This window comes from Labilibaculum antarcticum, assembly GCF_002356295.1.
GTDB lineage: Bacteria > Bacteroidota > Bacteroidia > Bacteroidales > Marinifilaceae > Labilibaculum > Labilibaculum antarcticum.
Genome location: NZ_AP018042.1, coordinates 3,514,248 through 3,534,824, shown reverse-complemented (window position 1 = coordinate 3,534,824; position 20,577 = coordinate 3,514,248). Strand labels below are relative to the sequence as shown.

Annotated in this window: 12 protein-coding genes; 8 read left to right on the top strand and 4 right to left on the bottom strand. The window is 35.7% G+C overall.

Annotation, left to right across the window (positions count from 1 at the left end; translation table 11 throughout):
• Positions 1 to 17: 17 nt before the first annotated feature.
• Entirely contained in the window at positions 18 to 947 is a 930-nt protein-coding gene (locus ALGA_RS14015) for a hypothetical protein (protein WP_096430033.1), read from the bottom strand.
• A gap of 391 nt (positions 948 to 1,338) precedes the next feature.
• On the opposite strand from ALGA_RS14015, the gene ALGA_RS14010 reads away from it, so the two are divergent.
• Positions 1,339 to 1,767, top strand: coding sequence for a VOC family protein (locus tag ALGA_RS14010; RefSeq protein WP_096430031.1), 429 nt, complete (start codon positions 1,339 to 1,341; stop codon positions 1,765 to 1,767).
• A gap of 567 nt (positions 1,768 to 2,334) precedes the next feature.
• Here ALGA_RS14010 and ALGA_RS14005 read toward each other — a convergent pair.
• Positions 2,335 to 3,798 (bottom strand): hypothetical protein, encoded by a 1,464-nt coding sequence (locus ALGA_RS14005; protein WP_096430029.1) that lies wholly within the window; start codon positions 3,796 to 3,798, stop codon positions 2,335 to 2,337.
• A 469-nt stretch (positions 3,799 to 4,267) separates the two neighbouring features.
• Here ALGA_RS14005 and ALGA_RS14000 point away from each other — a divergent pair, with 469 nt between their 5' ends.
• From ALGA_RS14000 to ALGA_RS13985, 4 genes are read left to right on the top strand one after another with little or no spacing between them, the layout of a single operon-like run.
• A complete protein-coding gene (locus tag ALGA_RS14000; RefSeq protein WP_096430027.1) occupies positions 4,268 to 5,122 on the top strand; it encodes a CheR family methyltransferase in 855 nt (284 codons plus the stop codon).
• A 44-nt stretch (positions 5,123 to 5,166) separates the two neighbouring features.
• Complete coding sequence (locus ALGA_RS13995) at positions 5,167 to 8,238, top strand: response regulator (RefSeq protein WP_096430025.1); 3,072 nt, start codon at positions 5,167 to 5,169, stop codon at positions 8,236 to 8,238.
• 4 nt (positions 8,239 to 8,242) lie between these two features.
• Positions 8,243 to 10,636, top strand: coding sequence for a response regulator (locus ALGA_RS13990; protein WP_145957636.1), 2,394 nt, complete (start codon positions 8,243 to 8,245; stop codon positions 10,634 to 10,636).
• The gene (locus ALGA_RS13985; protein ID WP_096430021.1) at positions 10,636 to 11,514 is read left to right on the top strand and encodes an alpha/beta hydrolase; all 879 of its coding nucleotides are present in this window, start codon (positions 10,636 to 10,638) and stop codon (positions 11,512 to 11,514) included. The genes ALGA_RS13990 and ALGA_RS13985 overlap by 1 nt, the downstream gene beginning before the upstream one ends.
• Positions 11,515 to 11,878: 364 nt before the next feature.
• On the opposite strand, the gene ALGA_RS13975 is transcribed toward ALGA_RS13985, so the two are convergent.
• Both ALGA_RS13975 and ALGA_RS13970 read right to left on the bottom strand, forming a co-directional pair.
• Complete coding sequence (locus ALGA_RS13975; protein ID WP_197705561.1) at positions 11,879 to 13,390, bottom strand: sulfatase family protein; 1,512 nt, start codon at positions 13,388 to 13,390, stop codon at positions 11,879 to 11,881.
• A gap of 31 nt (positions 13,391 to 13,421) precedes the next feature.
• Positions 13,422 to 15,794, bottom strand: coding sequence for a glycoside hydrolase family 3 N-terminal domain-containing protein (locus tag ALGA_RS13970; RefSeq protein WP_096430017.1), 2,373 nt, complete (start codon positions 15,792 to 15,794; stop codon positions 13,422 to 13,424).
• Positions 15,795 to 15,971: 177 nt separating this feature from the next.
• Here ALGA_RS13970 and ALGA_RS13965 point away from each other — a divergent pair, with 177 nt between their 5' ends.
• The 3 genes from ALGA_RS13965 to ALGA_RS13955 all read left to right on the top strand — a co-directional run bounded on the left by ALGA_RS13965 (position 15,972) and on the right by ALGA_RS13955 (position 20,568).
• Positions 15,972 to 17,603, top strand: a complete 1,632-nt coding sequence (locus ALGA_RS13965) for a hypothetical protein (RefSeq protein ID WP_145957635.1) — start codon at positions 15,972 to 15,974, stop codon at positions 17,601 to 17,603.
• Positions 17,604 to 18,213: 610 nt separating this feature from the next.
• Complete coding sequence (locus ALGA_RS13960; protein WP_096430013.1) at positions 18,214 to 18,954, top strand: NUDIX hydrolase; 741 nt, start codon at positions 18,214 to 18,216, stop codon at positions 18,952 to 18,954.
• Positions 18,955 to 18,963: 9 nt separating this feature from the next.
• Positions 18,964 to 20,568: an MFS transporter gene (locus tag ALGA_RS13955; protein ID WP_096430011.1), complete on the top strand. Its 1,605-nt coding sequence runs from the start codon at positions 18,964 to 18,966 to the stop codon at positions 20,566 to 20,568.
• Positions 20,569 to 20,577: the final 9 nt, after the last annotated feature.

Genomic DNA, 20,577 nt, shown 5'->3' with positions numbered 1-20,577 from the left:
CTAAAACCGGTATTCTCTTACTCTTCATCCATTCCCTGCATCATTTCCTGCATTTGTTTCATCATCTCTTTAAACGAACTTCTCTCGAAGCCGACAGCCTCGGCAGGTAAAATAAATTTTTCGGCAGGTGGTGTGGTTTTACTGATTCGGGTAATTGCCTGTATCTCCATGTTAGCTCCGGCCATAACATCGAGTCGAAAGGTGCGCACTTCAATAGGTATTTTCCCAGAAACGAATTCCCATTCATCCTGCTCCTCCTCATCCATCGAAGGAAAAATTTCAGCTAATTTATCGGACATACTTTTTGCTTTTAGGGCCAAACCCATACTATCATCCGAGGCCCAGATTACCATTATCTCCTGCTCGTCTTCAAGCAGATATTCGGTGCATTTTTGCCCGTATTTAACCATTTTCCTGCCAGTTTCTGTAATTTGCTTAGCAGACTGCTGATTTCCCTTTTCAGTTTTCATCGCCATTCTTGCCTGTTCCTGCATTTCAGGCGAAAGCTGAGCCATCATTTTTTGCATTGCTGCTTCAGCATCTTTCTGAATGTCTGTCATGTCGGCTTCTAAAACCACAAATATCTTCTCCTGCGACCATAGAACATAGTACATCAGGCCTTTGTTGTGGTTAAAGATCACAGTAGTTTTCCCTTCCTCCGGTGAGGTACTTTCCACGGTAAAGTTATCGCCGTCGATATAAATTGTTGATGCAATCATCTCAATTTCTCCATATTCTCTCTGAGCAGCATCTTTCAATTTACTTTCAGAAAGCTGAAGAAAAAACCGGGCCTCATCAGCAGCATCTTCAAAGTCCATATCCTCCGAAACTAATTCGTAGTTAATGGGAATTTGATACTCTAGCTGTTCGATAATGTACTGCGCCTGCAAAGAGCTAGAAAGCACAAATACAAAACCCGTCAGCAAAATCATTTTAATCTTGTTCATACAAACCTCCTCTTTTTTAAATTTCACAATTCTTTTCTTAACGGATAATTGAAAAAATTAATTCCTCTGTCATTATCAGTAATCTGGTAAAATTAAATCTTATTAACTGGTAAAACAAAAAAAACAAATCGATCAATCATCTGATTAATAATAGCTAAACACAAAAATGAGATATGGGTTTTATTTGACAACAAGTCTACAATAATTTCAATTCAATATTTTAAATAAACACATCGAAATTCTCTTTCTCTCAGAAAATAGATTGACTCGATATTAACGAGATTCAGAAAAGGACTTGAATGTCTTAAATTAAAGATGTAATTTAAATTAATTATTCGCGGGTCTATTTTCTGCTCAACAAAATAAATTTGAAACACACAAAACAACAATTATGGCTATATCGAACCAAGAGGAAAGTCAGAATAAACCAGTAACATCGGGTGCTCATCACATTGGATTTACTGTATCTAAATTGGTAGAAAGCGCCAAATTTTTCACCCATATATTGGGATGGACAGAAGTAGGTCGAAAGCCCGAATATCCAGCAATATTTGTGAGTGATGGAAAAATAATGATTACCCTTTGGGCAAGTATCGAGGAGCCTACTGCAGCATTCAATAGAAAAAAGAATGTTGGTTTGCACCATTTTGCCTTGCAGGTTGAATCGGAAGAATCTCTGCTTCAGCTTCACAAAAAACTCGAAACAAACGGAATCAAAATTGAATTTGCACCTGAATTACTCAATAACGGCTCTGCAAAACACATGATGTGTTACGAACCAAGTGGCATTCGGATCGAATTTATTTGGTTGGGAAACTAAGTTCTAAAATGGTTTAGTTATCCTGTTTTATACTCCTTAAAGTATACGACTTTGCTAATTTCGAAAAATATCAAGAAATACAAATAAAAAAAACTCCTGACCTGCCAATAAAATTGTGCTCCAACCATCTGCTTTCTCACCCTTACAAAACAGCTACAATCCTCTCCCTATCTATTTTGGTTTCTATTTTTATCGAAATAGAATGAATCGCGATTCGAATACTTTTACAAGTATGTATTTATTGATTTTATGAATTCGTAACTGTAAAATTAGGAAGATTTATCATGACACTCGCAGAAAGAAATTCAGATCAAGAACATTTATTTCGCAAAGAACTACTGAAATCAATTGAATGGTTAAGCCAAGAAGAACTATATGAGTTTTTAACTGATTAAAAAGCAATTCTTATTTTTCTCACAAAGATTGTGTTAAGCAGGTTTTCAGTCATTTATTGATTAAAGAAGGAGCTTAACTTAAGAATTCATATTTTTAATCTGCTTAATATCAAAGGAAAAGAGACTGTTTCAAATTGATACAGTCTCTTTTTGTAGGTTTACAAGTGTTGTTTTACACTTTCTCCACCTTCTTAATTCCTTTTCGGTTAAAAATAATCCGGTACCGACGATAACTGGTTTCATCATCCAATTTAAAGCGAAAAACCATATTTACGAAATACACCTTTTCTCCTAAGATCTTCTCGAATTCATCATCTTTTAAATAGTAAAGAGGAATTTCAGGATCATCCATTTTCTGGATCAGGCGAGACACGTTAAATCGAGTGATATCGACCACGCCAGTAATGTTGTAATCTCCATAAGAATTATTCAGGGCTTTTTTATCGAGCCTAAGCAACTTGCGGTAAAAAATAATTTTCTCTCCCACTCCCCGACTTTCGACATCAACTATTCGAGAGCGATTTCGGTGTTTCATTACACGCAAAGGGACAGTATCCTCTGCAACAAAATCGAAACCCTCCTTGCACCAACCAATTTCCTCATCTCCTTTTACCCGAATAATAGTTTTATGATCGAAGAAGCGCTTGTTGATTTTTCCCACCAAATAAAGTCGGCTAAGATCCTTAATTCGATCTTTAAGCATGTATATAATTACCAAAGCCACAAATAAAGGCATGGTTAAGGTTCCTAGGCTTTTCTGAAAAATAAAGGTCAGCGACGCTCCAAAAATCATTGCCAAACCAGCAGCCATACTGTATAATATCTGCATGGCCAAAACGCCCTCTTTTTTCTTACGAGAGTTTAGTAATAACTGACCTTCAAAATATTTCTTAAATGCACCCTGACGATGCACAAACCAGCGATTTTTATCATGAGGCTTCTCTTCAATCACCAGATAACCTTTGCCTTTTTTGTAAGCAATCTCATCTCTAATTAAATTCAGAATATCGTCTTTACTTTTCTCGAATTCGGAATGATGAATTTTTTGCAATCCCCGATGCAAATAATAAGAATGTTGCTCAAATTGACTACTCATAAACTCGTCGCCAAACAAGTAGTAATCAAACATTTCCTTTCGTATGGTAGAAACATTCACAATTCGGCGCAAATCGCGATAGTGTAATCCAATTTTCCTTACATTTAAAAGGTACTCATTAATAAGATACTGACGATCATCAGCAAACTCGTTTCGTAGAATGTGTTGTATTTCCCTTTGCATCGACGACCGAAGAATGATATGAAACATTCGAATGTGATACTCATAGTTGGCTTCGTTTTTAGGGTTGGGATGATTGGCCACTTTATGAAAAGCTTCCTCTAAATAATGAAATACAGAATGATCACCTAAAGCAATATCCCTCAACAAATAAGGCGGTGTAATTAGACGAATGTTTGAATTAAAATCGTTGTAAAAGTCCTCTTTTGTATAGGTAGAAGAATTAATATCCAAACCACTGGGAATAAAAAGCCAGGTTTTAATGGAAAAATCACTCACCTTTCGATCTTTACGGGGTTCATACCCCAATTTAATCTCAACTGAAAATTTGTCATGAACTTTTACAATTTCATTTATCATACGCGCTTAAATTTTGGTTTTTATGCTTAGGAGTATTATTAATCACAAAGATACTTATTTCCTACTTATCTTTCTTACGATAAAGTCCCAATTTTAAAGGTACAACAATGAAATCGTTTGCAACTAATCCAACTCATTTCACTTTTGTAGTAAGCTCCATAAATCAACCTGCCCTGTTTGCCATAAAAAATAGCCTTCATTTTCAACTGGAAAATAGTAGCGTTTTGGCTCCTAAAATTAAATCCTATTTATATTGCTTATTTACTTAGAAATAACGATTTTTAGTGATGTTTGTGGAGTTTCTACTTTTATATATTACTCCTAAAATAGGAGTGATGATAAAGCTGAGTCAAAACTTTCTGTTCTATTTTACTGCATTTCTGTTATCATTCGAAAAAGGTGATTTATTTTGACATCATCGGGTTAGACTTTTTTGTAGATGTTGAATGTGAATGAAAATTAACCTACGATGCCAAATAATCTCCAAGAGGAAATAGTAAGCAAAGAACTTCATGAAATATTGAGTCTTCTTTTCCTTTCAACGAAGGTTGACCTATGTGGAAGCAAACCTGGTTTCTTGCATCGTAGAATTACAAGAAGAATGTTAGCGACAAATACTAACAACTACTCGGAATATCTGGAATACTTGAAAAAAAATACGAATGAAATTGAAGCTCTGCAAGATATTCTAACAATTAATGTAAGTCACTTTTTCAGAAATTCATTCACCTTTGAGTATCTGTCCAAAATCATTATTCCTAAAATTATCAACAACAAAATAAAGGCAAATAATCCGACACTCCGAATTTGGTCTGCAGGATGCTCTACAGGTGAAGAAGCTTATTCTATTAGCATTCTTATTGATAATTATTTACAGAAAAATAATTTACATATCAACCTAAGTATTTTTGCTACAGATATCCATCAAAAATCATTGGATTTTGCTAAAAAAGGGGAATACCCAGCAGAGTCGTTGAAAGAAACAAAACTTGAAATTATCACTAATTATTTCTCGCAACTTGATGGAAAATATACAATTCTGCCAAAAATTAAGGAGATGGTTCATTTTTCAGCCTTCAACCTTTTAAACAACCAGCAGTATGCTCCGGAGGAAAGTATTTACGGCGATTTCGATTTGATTTTATGCCGAAATGTTTTGATTTATTTCAATAAGGGATATCAGGAAATCATATTTAACAAATTGTATAAATCAATGAATTCGTCAAGCTTTTTAATACTCGGTGAAGCTGAAGAACCAACAGGAATCTATGAAAAAAGATTCCATAAAGAATCAATCTATTTCAAAATATACAACAAATTATAAGCAGCCTCAATATCCAATTTCAACATCGGTAAACAATTTATTTTATGCTAAAACTAAGAAATTTATCCATCGGGCTTCGTCTTTTTTTAGGCTTTCTTTTCCTAACCTTATTCACTGTTAGTATTGGACTAATTGCTCTTTGGAATTCGAATCAACACATAACTACTATTGACGATATTTTTGATCATCCGTACACTGTGAGTAATTCTGTACAGGAAATTGAAACCAATATCATTTCTATTCATCGATCGATGAAAGACATTGTTCTTGCTAAAGATGAAAACGAAATTAATTCCGAAATAAAATCTGTAAATGCACATCAAGAAGAGATAAACAGGCTTTTTACAATAGTTACCAATGAATTTCTTGGCGATTTAAATGATGTAACGGCAGCATGGAATTCATTTAAGGCATGGAAACCTATCCGTGCTGAAGTTATCGCACTGGCAAAAATCGGAGAAAAAGATCAGGCTGCACAAATCACCAAAGGGAAAGGAGCTTTGCACATTCGGGAACTGAACCAGAAAATTAAGAAGATGAAAGACTTTGCAAATCAGAAAGCAGACTCTTTTCGAAACGCAACAGTAGCAAGAGGTCAATTACTATTTCGCATCATCCTATTAATATTGATTGTCAGCACCTTTTTAAGCATTTATATTTCATTCAAAATAACCCAAAGTATAAGGCGCCCTATCAAAAAAATGAATAAGGTTTCGGAAGCCATTCAGCAAGGAAATTTAAACATCCGAAATGAAATTACCGCCAATGATGAACTGAATTCTTTGGCCGAAGGAATTAACAACATGACCGATGCACTTCGTACCCGAGTGAATGTTCAAAATGGTGTTTCGTCTATTAGTAAATCGATAATTGCGTCAATTAAACTTAGAGATTTTGCGGCTAAACTTATCGAATGCATGATGGAGGTAACAAAATCGAATAGTGCTAATTTTTACATTCTTAACGAAGATGAAAAGCGCTATAAAAGTATTGCATCAATAGGAGCAAATAAAAATGCATTACAAGAATTTCCAATGACTAATCCTCCTGGTGAATTTGCTTGGTCAATTCACAAGAAAAAAATGCAAATAATAGATGGGTTGCAAAATCATCCTGGTTTTGAGTTTAGCACCAGTATTGGAGAATACGCCCCTATGGAGATTATTAGCTTCCCCATTATTGAAGCAAACAAAGTATCAGCAATTATTTCCCTTAGTAATCTAGATAAATTCACACCGGAAAGCAGAGATATCCTTGCCTTGTCGAGTCTTAGTATAAACACAGCTTTTGAGAATTTAATTTCGGCCAGAAAAACCAAGACCTTAGCTGATCGTTTAGTCATTATCAATCAAACCCTAGAGGCGCAATCAGAAGAATTAAAAGAGCAGACCAACGAATTACAGGAACAATCACTTGAACTTCAAAATCAGGCAACGGAACTAAATGTGCAAAACTCAAATTTGGAATCAAAATCACTGGAAGTTAAGGAAGCTAATCGTTTGAAAAGCGAATTTCTTTCAAACATGAGTCATGAATTAAGAACTCCTTTGAACTCCATTATGGCGCTTTCCCGAACCTTAATTATGCAAGCAAAAGATAAGCTAAATGAAGAGGAAAATTCATACTTGGAAATTGTAGAAAGAAATGGAAAGAATCTTTTGCAATTAATAAATGACATTTTAGATTTATCGAAAATAGAAGCTGGGAAAATGGATGTATATCCCCTTCAAATTCAACTTAATCCAATTCTGAAACTTCTGAAGGAAAACATCCAGCCTCTTGCTATTCAAAAGGGAATAATACTGGATTTTAATTACTCCGATAATCTACCCTATTTCGACTCTGATGAAGTTCGATTAAGCCAGATACTAACCAATTTAGTAAGCAATGCAATAAAATTCACAGAAAAAGGAAAAGTTGTTATTTCAGCCTTTCATGATAAAGACCAAATCAAAATTGAAGTAAAGGATACCGGCATTGGAATATCAAATAAAAATCTGGAAAGTATTTTTGATGAGTTTAGGCAAATAGATGGCAGTTCTTCGCGCCAATATGAAGGTACTGGTCTTGGATTGGCCATTGTAAGGGAATTAGTGAGAATGCTTGGAGGTGAAATAACGGTTAGAAGTGAAGTTGATAAAGGCTCTTGTTTTACACTCACACTACCTCTTGTTTGGCATTTAGAAAAAGAGGCTTCTCCATTTATTCTCTATTCTGTTCCTGATACAAAAAACAAACTAAATCAGTTAGAAGAAAATTTACAGCTTTCTTCAGACGCTCAAAACTATAATACAAGCACACTAAATAAATCTCGTGAAAACACACGAATATTAATGATTGAAGATAACGATACAGCCATAATTCAAATGAAGCAGGTTCTCAAACAAGAGGGGTATCAGGTAGATGTTGCCAAAGGAGGCCGAGAAGCACTGGAATACATAAAACACACCATTCCCGATGGCATAATTCTTGATTTAATGATGCCTGATGTTGATGGATTTGAAGTATTGGAACAAATTCGAAATAAGGAACATACGGTAAATATCCCAGTTGTTATCTTAACTGCTAAAGATCTCACAAGAGAAGACCTAAATAGACTAAGTGCCAATAATGTACAACAACTAATACAAAAGGGAGACGTTAATATTAGAGCCTTACTTGAGAAAATTAATAAAATGTTTGCTCAAACAGAAGAGAGAATACCTTTCGAACATAGAAACCATACTTGTTCAAAAATAAAACTAGAGAAGGATCGGAAGGCTAAGGTGCTTATCATTGAAGACAATCCGGATAATATGGTTACAATTAAAGCAATATTGGGTGACAAATACGAAATTCATGAAGCAATTGATGGTGAACAGGGACTGGAAATGATTAAATCAGAATGTCCACACTTAATTCTCTTAGACATGGCCTTACCAAAAATAGAAGGACTGGAAGTAGTCCGGAGAATTAAGTCCGATACAAAAACACAACACATTCCTGTTATTGCGTTAACTGCAATGGCAATGATTGAAGACAAAGAAGCAATCCTAAAAGCTGGTTGCGACGAATATGTAACCAAACCTGTTGGGCATTTGGAAATTCTATCTAAAATTGAAAACTTCTTTATTTAAATCTATGAGAAAGATTCTAGCTATTGACGACAATTTCGATAATTTAATAGTTTATCGTGCCATACTTAAAAGATACTACCCCACTTGCACAATTATTACCTGTCAGTCGGGTTCTGAAGGAATCGAAACGGCAATACAAGAACAGCCTGACACTATTCTTTTAGACATTATTATGCCTGGAATGGATGGTTTTGAGATTTGTGCAAAATTAAAAGAGGAAGCAAAAACAAAGCACATTCCTATTATTTTAATTACCGCCATGCGTGGTGATAAAAAGAGCAGGATTAAAGGATTGGAAATAGGAGCCGATGCATTTCTTTCAAAACCAATTGAGGAAGAAGAATTAATTGCTCAATTGAATGTTATGCTTCGTATTAAAGATGCGGAGGATAAATTAAGAGAGGAAAACAAGGAGCTTAGCGCGGACATTAAAAATAAAATGACCGAATTGGAAGAAAGCAAACGTAAAATGGAAACTTTACTCGATAACCTTCCTGGCTTTGTGTATAGTTGTGCCAACGACCGAGATTGGCAAATGAAGTACATAAGTGAAGGTTGCAAAGAAATTACCGGCTATACTTCTCTTGAATTTACCGAGCAAAAGAAAATTAATTTCAATCAAATTATTCTTCCTGAATATCGTGACTTGTTGTGGGACAAATGGCAGGAAACACTGGGCAGAAAAGGTGTACTTGAAGAAGAATACCCAATTCGAAATAAGGATGGTGAAATACATTGGGTTTGGGAGAGTGGCCGTGGTGTATTTGATGGAGATCAGCTGATCTCATTAGAAGGTTTCATAACTGATATTACCAAACAAAAAAACGCCGAAAATTCACGAAAAACAAGTGAAGCGAAATTTAAAAAGATCTTTGAAGAAGCTCCTTTAGGAATTGCTCTGGTAAACTCTTTGGATGGCAAATTCCTTCAGATAAATTCCAAATATTGTAAAATTGCAGGATACCCAAAAGAGCAATTATCCCATTCCGATTGGCAGTCGCTAACACATCCTGATGACATACAGAAACAATTGGATAACATGGCAATGCTTAACTCTGGCGAAATTTCAGATTTCACGGTAGAAAAAAGATTGTTGCAATCCGACGGATCCCATGTATGGATCACTTTAACCGTTGCGAAAGTAGATGTCCAGGCTGAAGGGAAACCATGTCATTTGGCCATGATAGAAGACATTACCCAAAGAAAAAAACTTACAGGAGAATTGATTATAGCCAAGGAGGAGGCTGAAAAAAGTGATCGGATAAAATCGGCTTTTTTAGCAAGTATGTCTCATGAATTGAGAACGCCACTAAATGCGGTAATCGGATTTTCAGAACTCATTAATAAAGATTCAAAAATAGAAAACATTCTCAATTTTACTACAATAATAAACAAGAGTGGTAATAATTTACTAGCTCTTATCGAAGATCTTTTTGATATATCGCTTATAGAAACGGGAGATGTAAGAATTGAAAATGGACCTTTCCTAATTCAGACTATGCTGGATGAAGTGCAATTCATAATTAAGAGTGAACAAGCTATTCTTAAAAAAGAAGAGATCACGGTCAATATAAATACTGATCTTGGTGACATTAATTCCATCTTAATTTCAGATCAAAATCGGATCAAACAAGTTCTACTCAACCTCTTGAAAAATGCATTGAAATTTACACATTCGGGAACAGTTGAATTCGGCTGTAGTGAATTTATTCAGGATCAAATTCCAATGCTAAAATTTCATGTTACCGATTCAGGAATTGGTATTCCTTTGGATAAACAAGAATTAATTTTCGAAGTATTCAGGCAAGTAGATGAATCGCAAACACGAATATATGGAGGAACCGGTTTAGGATTAACAATCTGTAAGCGTTTAATTAATTTATTGGGAGGGGAAATCTGGGTTGAATCGGAAGAAGAAAAAGGTGCTTCCTTTTATTTCACAATTCCGTTAAATAAGGAAGAAGTAATACCGAACCACACTACAGTACTTCAACAAGAACTCGGTTTAAAGGGAAAAACCATATTAATTGCAGAAGATGATGCAACAAGTTATTGGTATTTAGTAGAAATACTCGAAAAAGAAGGTGTTACTTGCATTCAGGCTAAAAATGGTAAGGAGGCTGTAAATTATTGCAAAACTAATAAAGATATCGATCTACTTTTAATGGACATAAACATGCCTGTAATGAATGGATACGAAGCCACAAAACAAATAAAAAACATGACACCAAACCTTCCGATAATTGCACAAACCGCATATGCTATGTCTGGAGACCGGGAAAAAATACTATTAACAGGTTGCGACTTATATCTTTCAAAACCAATTGGGAAACAACAATTATTAGAAGCAATAATTATGTGTCTTGACGAAAAAAACAAATTAACAGCTATTCAATAATGAAAAAACAAATTTTAGTAATTCTATTCATCTCTTTCTCTCTGTTCACTTACGCGCAAGATACGATCAGCCTTCCTTACGAAAACCCAAGCGATGTAAATTGGGTAGGTGGTGAGAAAGACTATTACTCTGAAATATGGACAACACAAGTGGTTACGAATGTTTCCATTCCGACTATGCTAGTTTATAAGCCTTCGGCAGAAAACAATTGTGGTGCTGCGGTGATTATTGCTCCCGGTGGTGCGCTTTATGCTCACAGCATTAATAGCGAAGGAAAAGATGTTGCAAAATGGCTTGCAAAAAAAGGAATTACCGCTTTTGTATTAAAATATCGTTTGGTACCAACAGGAGAAGATGCTGTTGCTGAAATTAGCGAATTATCTAAAACCAATCCTGCAAAAATAAGCGAGGAAGTAGCAAGGGTGATTCCACTTTCTATTACTGATGGATTAACAGCAATATCCTACGTAAGAAATCACGCCAAGGAATTTGATATCAAGCCAGATAAAATTGGTTTTATGGGCTTTTCGGCAGGCGGTGCCGTAACTATGGGAGTCGCTTATAATTATTCAGAGGAAAACAGACCTGATTTTTTAGTCCCAGTTTATCCGTGGACAACAGAAATGCCTGTTCAAACTCCTCAAAAAAATTCACCACCCATGTTTATTGTTTGCGCCTCTGATGATCCTCTGGGTTTAGCTCCTGGTTCTATTGAATTATACAACTCGTATCACAAAATGGGTTTAAACGTTGCATTACACATGTACTCAAAAGGTGGTCATGGTTTTGGAATGCGTAAAAAAGGATTGGCAACTGATAGTTGGATTGAACGTTTTTACGATTGGTCGGTTGTGGAAGGTATAGCTAAAAAAAAATAACTTACATTGAAATTCTGAAAAAGAAAATAAAATTTTAAATCCAAATAATGCATCCATACCATAACACAATTAAACAACGGATTAGCAACAGTGAATTTGTAGGTTATGAATACGTAGAGAAATATAAAAACATTTCACCTTGTTTATTGCTTCATTTCTCAACAGAACCGAAAATCAGACCCATTCGTAAACATAAATTCAAAGAATACGAAAAGATTTTAAAAGAAATTCCTAAAGGAAGATAAGACCAAAAAAGCAAAGGCCGCCCAAATGGGTAGCCTTTGTTGTTTTTTTGTAATTTTAGTTATTAATCGATTGAACCTAAAGGTCTGTTATACTGCTAGGTTATCAAATCACTTAACACCTAGTCTTGATCTATCATCACCTGATTTAAATATTCCTCTATATTTTTTGCGACTTCTGGATTTGCACGGATTACATTACTAGCTTCCTGCGGATCATTTTCCATATCATACAGCATGTAAGGCTTTCCAAAAGGTTTTCCTGAAGGTTTTTCCCTTCCTCCCGAGCCATTGGAGAAAATCATTTTCCATTTCCCTTGTCTCACAGCAAACACACCATTTACAGAGTGATGCACAATAGAAGGCCGTTTAATGTCTTCCTTACCAGATAATACTTTTGCAAAACTATAACTATCCGGCCCCATTTCTGATGAGACATTCGCATTCGTAATTTCGGCAATAGAAGCAAATATATCTGTTAAACAAATCGTTTTGTCTGATGTATTTCCATCCTTAACCACTTCTGGCCACTTTACAACAAAGGGAACCCGATGTCCGCCTTCGTAGATATCCGTTTTCGTTCCCCTCCAAATATAATTTGCTCTATGATTTGATGCATGATACCCCTCAACCATCTGGTCAACAAAACAGTCAGGTTGATCTTCGCCTATTTTATACATATAGGAGCCATTATCGCTGGTGAAAATCACTAGCGTATTCTCCTCAATACCATTCTTTTTTAGCGCCTGGTTTATTTCACCTACTGTCCAATCTACCTGTACCACCATATCGCCATATGCTTCAAGTCCTGATTTTCCAATAAAACGTTTAGCAGGCAAGGCGGGTTTATGCGGACCAGTCAATGCAAAATAAAGCAAAAAAGGTTTTTTAGTTTTTGCCTGTTCATCAATATAGCTTACTGCTTTTTGAGTGAATTCATCCAATACTTCGCGATGCTTAAAATCAGATGCTATTTCACCTTTCCTTAGGTAAGCCGGGAAATTGGATGCCGGGAACATATGATCAGGAATGGCTGTAGCCAAACCATTTTCCAAATAAACATACGGCCCCATATCCAATGATCCGGAAATAATAAATGAATAATCAAAACCCAATTGATTTGGACCGTTCTTTACCGGCAAACTATAATCAACTTCATTGTTTTCCGCCACATAAAGCAATCCATCTGCTTCTTTAGGACAAGACCCGTTCTTCCAGGCAAAATCAGCACCTAAATGCCATTTCCCAATAACTGCAGTATTGTAATCTTTACGTTTAACAACTGAAGCAATGGTAGCTCTCGAAGTATCGATAAGATGATTTGAATACCCCGACAAAACGCCTCTTTTAAGCCTTGTTCGCCAAGCATATCTTCCAGTTAATACTCCATACCTGGTTGGTGTGCAAACTGACGAATTTGTATGGGCATCAGTAAATACCAACCCTTCCTCACACAAAGTGTTTAAGTTGGGAGTTGGTATATTTGATTCTTGATTATAAGCTTGAATATCTCCATAGCCCATATCGTCTGCGAGAATAACAATGATATTCGGATTTTGAGCTTGTATTGTTTGTACTATAAATCCAACCAATACGAAAACACTTGCGATAAAGACTCTTACTATTTTTTTCATTGTAATTATATTACTGTCAAGATAAATATTCTTACTCATTAATTGAGAAAAACACGTTTCGTCCATTTTCCAGAATGCGATTACTTCCTTTTATTTCAATCTCCTTTGATAGCTGTATATCGGTACAAGAACTACCAATTTTGAATTCATATTTACCACCCTCAACAATCCATTGGCTATTTTTGTATTGAGCCAATTGTTCCGGAGAAAACTTAAATGTGATTTGTTTTTCTTCACCTACTTTTAGCTCCACTCGCTGAAATCCTTTTAGTTGAATTGGTTTCATGGTAGAAGTAGCATCTTTTGGAGACACATACAACTGAACGATTTCTGTTCCGTCCATTCCACCTGTATTTTTCACCTTGCAGGAAATATTTATTCTATCATCGGTAATATCAGCATTAGCTTGTGAAACGATATCGCTATACTCATACGTGGTGTACGACAAACCATAACCAAATGGATATTGAGGTAAGTTATTTGCATCGTAAGCATTTTTGTAATTGATCTCTTGTTTCTCACCTGATTTAGGGTAAGTAACACACAGTTTTGCTGATGGATTTACATTACCAACGATGATATCTGCAATAGCGTTACCACCTTCTTCACCGGGAAACCAAGCTTGCAAAATAGCAGCACATTTCCCCTCAAATTTATTTACAAGTTGCTGTCTTCCTCCAAACATCACCAAAATAACAGGCTTTCCTGTAGCAATTAGCTGTTCAACAAATGCTTCCTGCTCTCCTGGTAATCTTATGCCTTTTCGCTCACGACCTTCTCCGCATAAATACAGGTTTTCACCAACAGCAGCAATAATCACATCGCTTTCCGCTGAAATTTTCAGAGCATTTTGTAAATCAGGCTGAGGCAAGCCCTTAATAGCAAGCATTTTTATCTTACCTAATCGGTCATCGCCCAAACCATCTGTTTTTACAACAGCTTCCAAAGGCGTGCTCCAATCACATCCACGCTCATGCTGAATAGTAGCCTTATCACCAATTCTATTCTCCAATCCCGCTTTAAGGCTTATTAATTTAGGATCGTTCGGATCGAAAGGAGTACTCCACCAAAACGAGATCATAGATTGATAAGTATAGTCACCTAATAAATTTTGCACTGTTGCCGCATTAGGGCCTACCAATGCAATTTTCTTCACATTACTTTTCAATGGCAATACTCCATTGTTCTTTAAAAGTACAATTGACTGACAAGCAGATTCATAAGCCATTTTACGGTTTGCCGGAGGATCAAAATCCAACTCCCCATCCTTGCCTATTTCAGGTTTTTCATCCAACAACCCAAGTTTAGCTTTCATGATTAGAGATCGCTTCACAGCAGCATCAATTACATCCATAGAAATCAAACCTTCTTCAATTGCTTCTGGTAAAAAAGGAAAAGCAATTGGTTTGGCCAATTCAATATCCATACCTGCTTTTAATGCTTTCACCGCAGCTTCTTTAGATGATTCTGCTTGCTTGTGACCTTTGTAAACTAAATTAATTGCGCCATAATCGCTAACCACCAAACCATCGAATTTTAGCTGATTTCTAAGTATATCGGTAAGCATTTCTTGACTGATGGCAACCGCAGTGCCTTTGTATTTTCCGTATGAAGGCATAACACTTTTAACTCCACCTACTTTATATAGTGCTTCGTGAGGCATGATGTATTCTTCATACAACTCTTTTGGATTATCGTTTTGCGTTCCGTAACCAGCAAAATGCTTGGTGGTTGCAGCAACTCCAGTTCTAAAGTCATCACCTTGCAAACCTTTTACAAAAGCAAGACCCAAACGGGAAGTGAGGTAAGCATCTTCTCCATAACTTTCTTCAATACGTTCCCAGTGCGCTGTTCGACTCAAATCTAACATTGGTGAAAGAGCGAAAGTAGCACCTGCTGCCCGCATATTGTTTCTTGTGGTAATCGAGTTTTTCTCTATTTGTTCCGGATTCCAGGAACATCCCATTCCGATTTGTTGCGGAAAGGTAGTTGCTCCTTGTGTTGCAAATCCAGTAATGGCTTCTTCATGAAATATAGCAGGAATACCTGTTCTGGTTTCCGTTAGTAAATAATTCTGAACCGAGCGAACAAAATCCCGTAGTTCATTTGAGCTCATGGTTAAGGATGACGAAAACTGACAGAAATGTCCGATCCCATCAGGAATTACTTGTCGGCACTTCTCCAAAGAAATCTTCCCATCTTCCATAATTTCCATTGGCCGGATTCCTTCAATCTGAACTAACTTCTCCGCTAAAGTCATGTTTGACATGACTTTTTCAACTTTGGCATCAAGATCGGGAGTAGAAAAAGGAACTGTCTTGTTTACTTCTTTTTTAGGTCCACAACTTGATAGCAGAAAAGAGAAGATTAAAACTGCCAGATTGAGTTTGTTATTGATTCGCATATTTCTAAATATTCTTTTGAGATTTTAAATTCCTTTAAAGGTCGAACTCTTACCACACAACTCAAAACAATGCCTATTAGCTTAAGCATAGCAAGATTAAATAAATGAAGAAAAACATATAAGCAACTAACAACATTGTGTATATTTAGCCACTCATTGATAACCATTTACCATTTTATGCATATTACACACACACAAAATAAGCACACGCTACTATTGATTGTACTGAGTTTGTTTTGTTTATCAACATTCGCTCAGAAAAGTCAATCTTCCGAAGCTGAAAATTTATTAAATCAGGCCAAGGATTCAAGATATTTGCATCCTAAAAAAGCTTTATCTTATTATGGCAAAAGCCTTGATTTATTCATGAAAGTAAATGATACTGCAAAAATAATTGAGATAAAGCATGAACAACTTAGTATTACTTCGGGATTAGCCAAGTACCAACAAGCCTATGACATTTCCTGGTCCTTACTCCCATTTGTTCAATCTCCAAAGTATGCAAAGCAACATGTGGAATTACTACAAAAAATGATTACGCTTTATATGATTTATGAGCAGTATGATAAGGCAAAAAGCACTCGTAAAAAAGCGTTCACAATTGTAAATGAACAGATTCATGATGAAATACTTAAAACCGATCTGAAAGCAAAGCTTTATTCGTTGGATGCATGGATTCAAACAGAAACGTCAAAAGATTATTTGAAAGCGGAAGAATTGGTTTTAAAGAGTCTTGATCTTTATAAAACAGAAGGAATTGAACGGCATAAGGTTGACTATACAAAATTACAATTGGCCCAGTTGTATATTATCATGTATCGATTCGATGAAGCTTTTTCACTTCTTCAGGAAGTAGATCAGAAATACAAAGACCAAGAAGAAGGTATTCATTGCATTTTATATGAATATTACGGACGATATTATCAAAAAACCAAAAAACCGGATTCTGCTATTTACTATTTTAAAAAGGCTGTATATGCAATAAACAATTTCAGTGCACACATATCGAACCAAGTTGATATTTTGGAGAATATTTCAGACTTGTATGCACTAAAAGGAGACACAAAAAAGGCCTATCAATATATTTTAGAGACAAAGGCTATAAGTGATAATGTATTTAGCAGTATTAGCGCTCAGAACAAAAAACTTTTTGAAATTAAGGATGAATACGAAGCACAATTAAGGCAGAGCCGAGAGGAAATCAAAACCCAAAAACTGGCAATACTGGAACATGAAAAACAATTTTGGCTATTTAAATTAATAGGCGCAATTGTTCTTCTAATTTTATCAGCAAGTGGAATTTGGTATTACTATAGAAGAAGGGCACACCAGTTCCAAATGAAACAGAAATTCTTAAAACAAAAGCAAGCTGAGGTATTGGAAATCAAAAACAAGGAACTTCTCTCATCTGCCCTTCAATTGATTGAAAGAGATACTCAACAGGAGGAAATTAAAAAGAAGCTCGAAAATTTAGATGTGAAAAAAGAAAACATTGTAATTATTAAGCAAATTATAAAATCGTTAAACTCTGACAAGTCCAAAAAGTGGAAAGAATTTGAAACACACTTCACAGCGGTAAATAATGAGTTCTTCTCTACCCTTCTCGGGAAATATCCGAAGTTGACCTCAACCGATTTAAAGATATGTGCATTTATTAAATTGGGATTTTCGAGTAAGGATATGGCACAGATTATGGGTATTGGTGTTGAAGGTATCAATACTACCCGCAGTCGCTTACGCAAGAAGATGACTTTAGAAAGAGATGTTGTATTGGTCGACTTTTTGCAAGGTATTGGGATGCATGAATAGGTAAATTCGTATTAAAACAACAAAGACTACCCATAGGTAGCCTTTTATATTTTAATCACGATACGATTAATAAGTCGAATCGAATAAACAGAACTATTTAACCGAAAAACAGAACACTTCCCCTTCACCTATTTCTATTTTTCCAAGTAGCTTTTCTTTTATTCAGCAATCAAGTTGCAGTATTTCTTAATAATTGCCTTAGTACTTTTCTATATAAACAAACACTAAATTCTAAACCACATTATAATGAAATTGAAAATTTCCAACCGGATTTTCCATTTTTTTTTGCCCATCTACTCTCTCTCAATAACACACCCAACTAAGCATTTGATAAACTTCGCTGTTAACACTAAAAACATCAAATCACCAATATTCATTATTTAAATCAACTCTAAATAAGCCTCTTCCTAAAATTTGCATTTTCATCCTAAAAGGCAGGTAAATCAAGCACCCTTAGTGTACTTTATACAACCTGTACCGCACACGTTTTCGATAAAGGCACAAATCATTTTTTGATTTTTCTAAAAAAGAGTTTACATTAGCGCCATGCTTAGTTAGTGTCGTTTTCACACTACGGCTATAAAATACGATCTCAACCTCATTGAATAAAATGACAAACAGCCCCATTAACAATTACATATCTGTCGATTGCGTGATATTTGGATACAATGGACAAGAACTCCAAGTCCTACTTGTAGATAGAACACTTACTAGTGATATTACTGGAGATTCAGAAATCACAGATATGACCTTAACTGGGAATCACATCTACGAAGATGAAACAATTGAAGAAGCGGCCTATCGTGTTTTATTCGACCTCACAGGATTAAAAAATGTATTTCTAGATCAATTCAAAACATTTGCTCACCCCGATCGATTAAAAAAAGAGAACGACAGAAAATGGCTACTTCATGATGGCAGAGATCCCGACAAAAGAATCGTGTCAATCGGCTATTTTTCACTTATCGCTACTCAAAGTATCACTCTGGAGTGGAAAGGTCGAAATGTAAAATGGGTTCCTGTATCCGAAGTTGGAGAATTGGCCTTCGATCACAATCAGATTCTTAACGAAGCTTTAATCGCCTTGCGAAATAAAATAAAACACGAACCAATTGGTTTCGAATTACTTCCAGAAAGATTTAGCTTGACTCAGATGCAGAACATTTACGAAGTTATAATGGGTACAGAATTGGACAAAAGAAATTTCAGAAAAAAAATTGCTCGCATGAAATACCTAATTCCTACGGATGAAAAACAAACAGGAGTTGCTCACAAACCAGCACGCCTTTATGTATTCAGCAGAGAAGTTTATGAGAAAACAAAAAAGGAATTATTTGATTTTACCGTCTAAAAAATAAAAATGTCAAATTCAACTAAAATATCTCTTAAAGAAAAACTAGGTTACGCTCTTGGTGATGGCGCGGCGAATATAGCATGGAGAGGTGTTGCTACTTTTTTATTCATATTCTACACTGATGTTTTTGGTATAAATCCTGCTGCGGTTGGTTTACTAATGTTAGTTGCACGTTTTTCGGATGGAATTAGTGATGTATTAATGGGAGTTGCCGGAGATAGAACAAATACCAAGTATGGCAAATTTCGACCTTGGATATTATTTACCGCCATTCCTCTTGGTGTAATTCTATCCTTACTTTTCACAGCTCCAAATCTAGGTCCTACGGGCAAAATCATATATGCCTACACCACTTATATCCTATTCACATTAATTTATACGGCCAACAATATTCCTTACGGAGCACTAATGGCTGTTATGACTGGTGATGATAAAGAAAGAACAAGTATCGGATCGTACAGAATGGTAGGTGCTTTTGCAGGTGGAATGCTTGTGCAAGGAGCCTTGCTGTTTTTAGTTGCACATTTCGGAAATATCAATCCAACAATCAGCGTAAACGAGTTATCTACGGATAAATTTCAAGTGACTGTCTCCGCTCCTTCCGATGTGGAAAATGTAAATATTAAAACAAAAGATGGCATTGCGAACTTTATTTGGGAAGATAACCACACAGATTCAGATACTCCTACAACAGGAAAGAGTTTCTCTATGGAAGCCAACAAAACGTATTCATTTATTGTTTCAGGAGAAGAAAATCTAAACAAAGATAAAATTGTTATTATCGATCAGAAAAGCGGTTATAGTTATTCCATTTATGTGATGTCGGCCTTTTTAGTCCTTTTCATGTTTATCACTTTCTGGACTACGAAAGAAAGAGTGCAACCACCCAAAGAACAGGAAAGCGATCTTCGGAGAGATTTAAAAGATTTAATCCGCAACAAACCTTGGGTAGTCCTATTAACAATCGGATTGTTATTCAGCATCTACAATTCAATTAAACAAGGAATCGTTGTAATTTACTTTACTCATTATTTACACAATCAGATTTTGGCTGCTTCTTTTATGGTAGCACTCATGTTTGCTTCTATTGCCGGCGCAATGATTACTGCTCCACTGAGTAAAAAACTAGGAAAAAAGAAATTATTCATCTATGCACTACTATTTTCAGGTGTAGTGAATGCATCCATTATATTTTGTGGTCCAAACGATATCAGTGCAATCTTTATTTTGGGTATAGTCTCCGAATTTGCCGCTGCGATATTCCCAACCTTATTCTTTGCCATGCTTGGAGATGCTGCAGATTATTCTGAATTCAAAAATGGCAGAAGAGCTACAGGGCTAATCTATTCGGCAGGTTCATTTGCCACCAAATTCGGTGGTGGTGTTGCTGGCGCAATAATTGGTTTTGTTTTAGCTGCTTTTCACTACAACGGACAAGATTATTCAGCCATTCAGGGAGCAATTCCAGGTATAACAATGTTGATGAGCTGGGTGCCGGCAATCATTGCCATTTTAGGTGCAATTTTCATGACAATATATCCTTTGAATCAAACTAAGATGAACGAAATAACTCTGGAACTAGCAAACAGAAGAATAAAAGAGAAAAATTAGAACAGATAA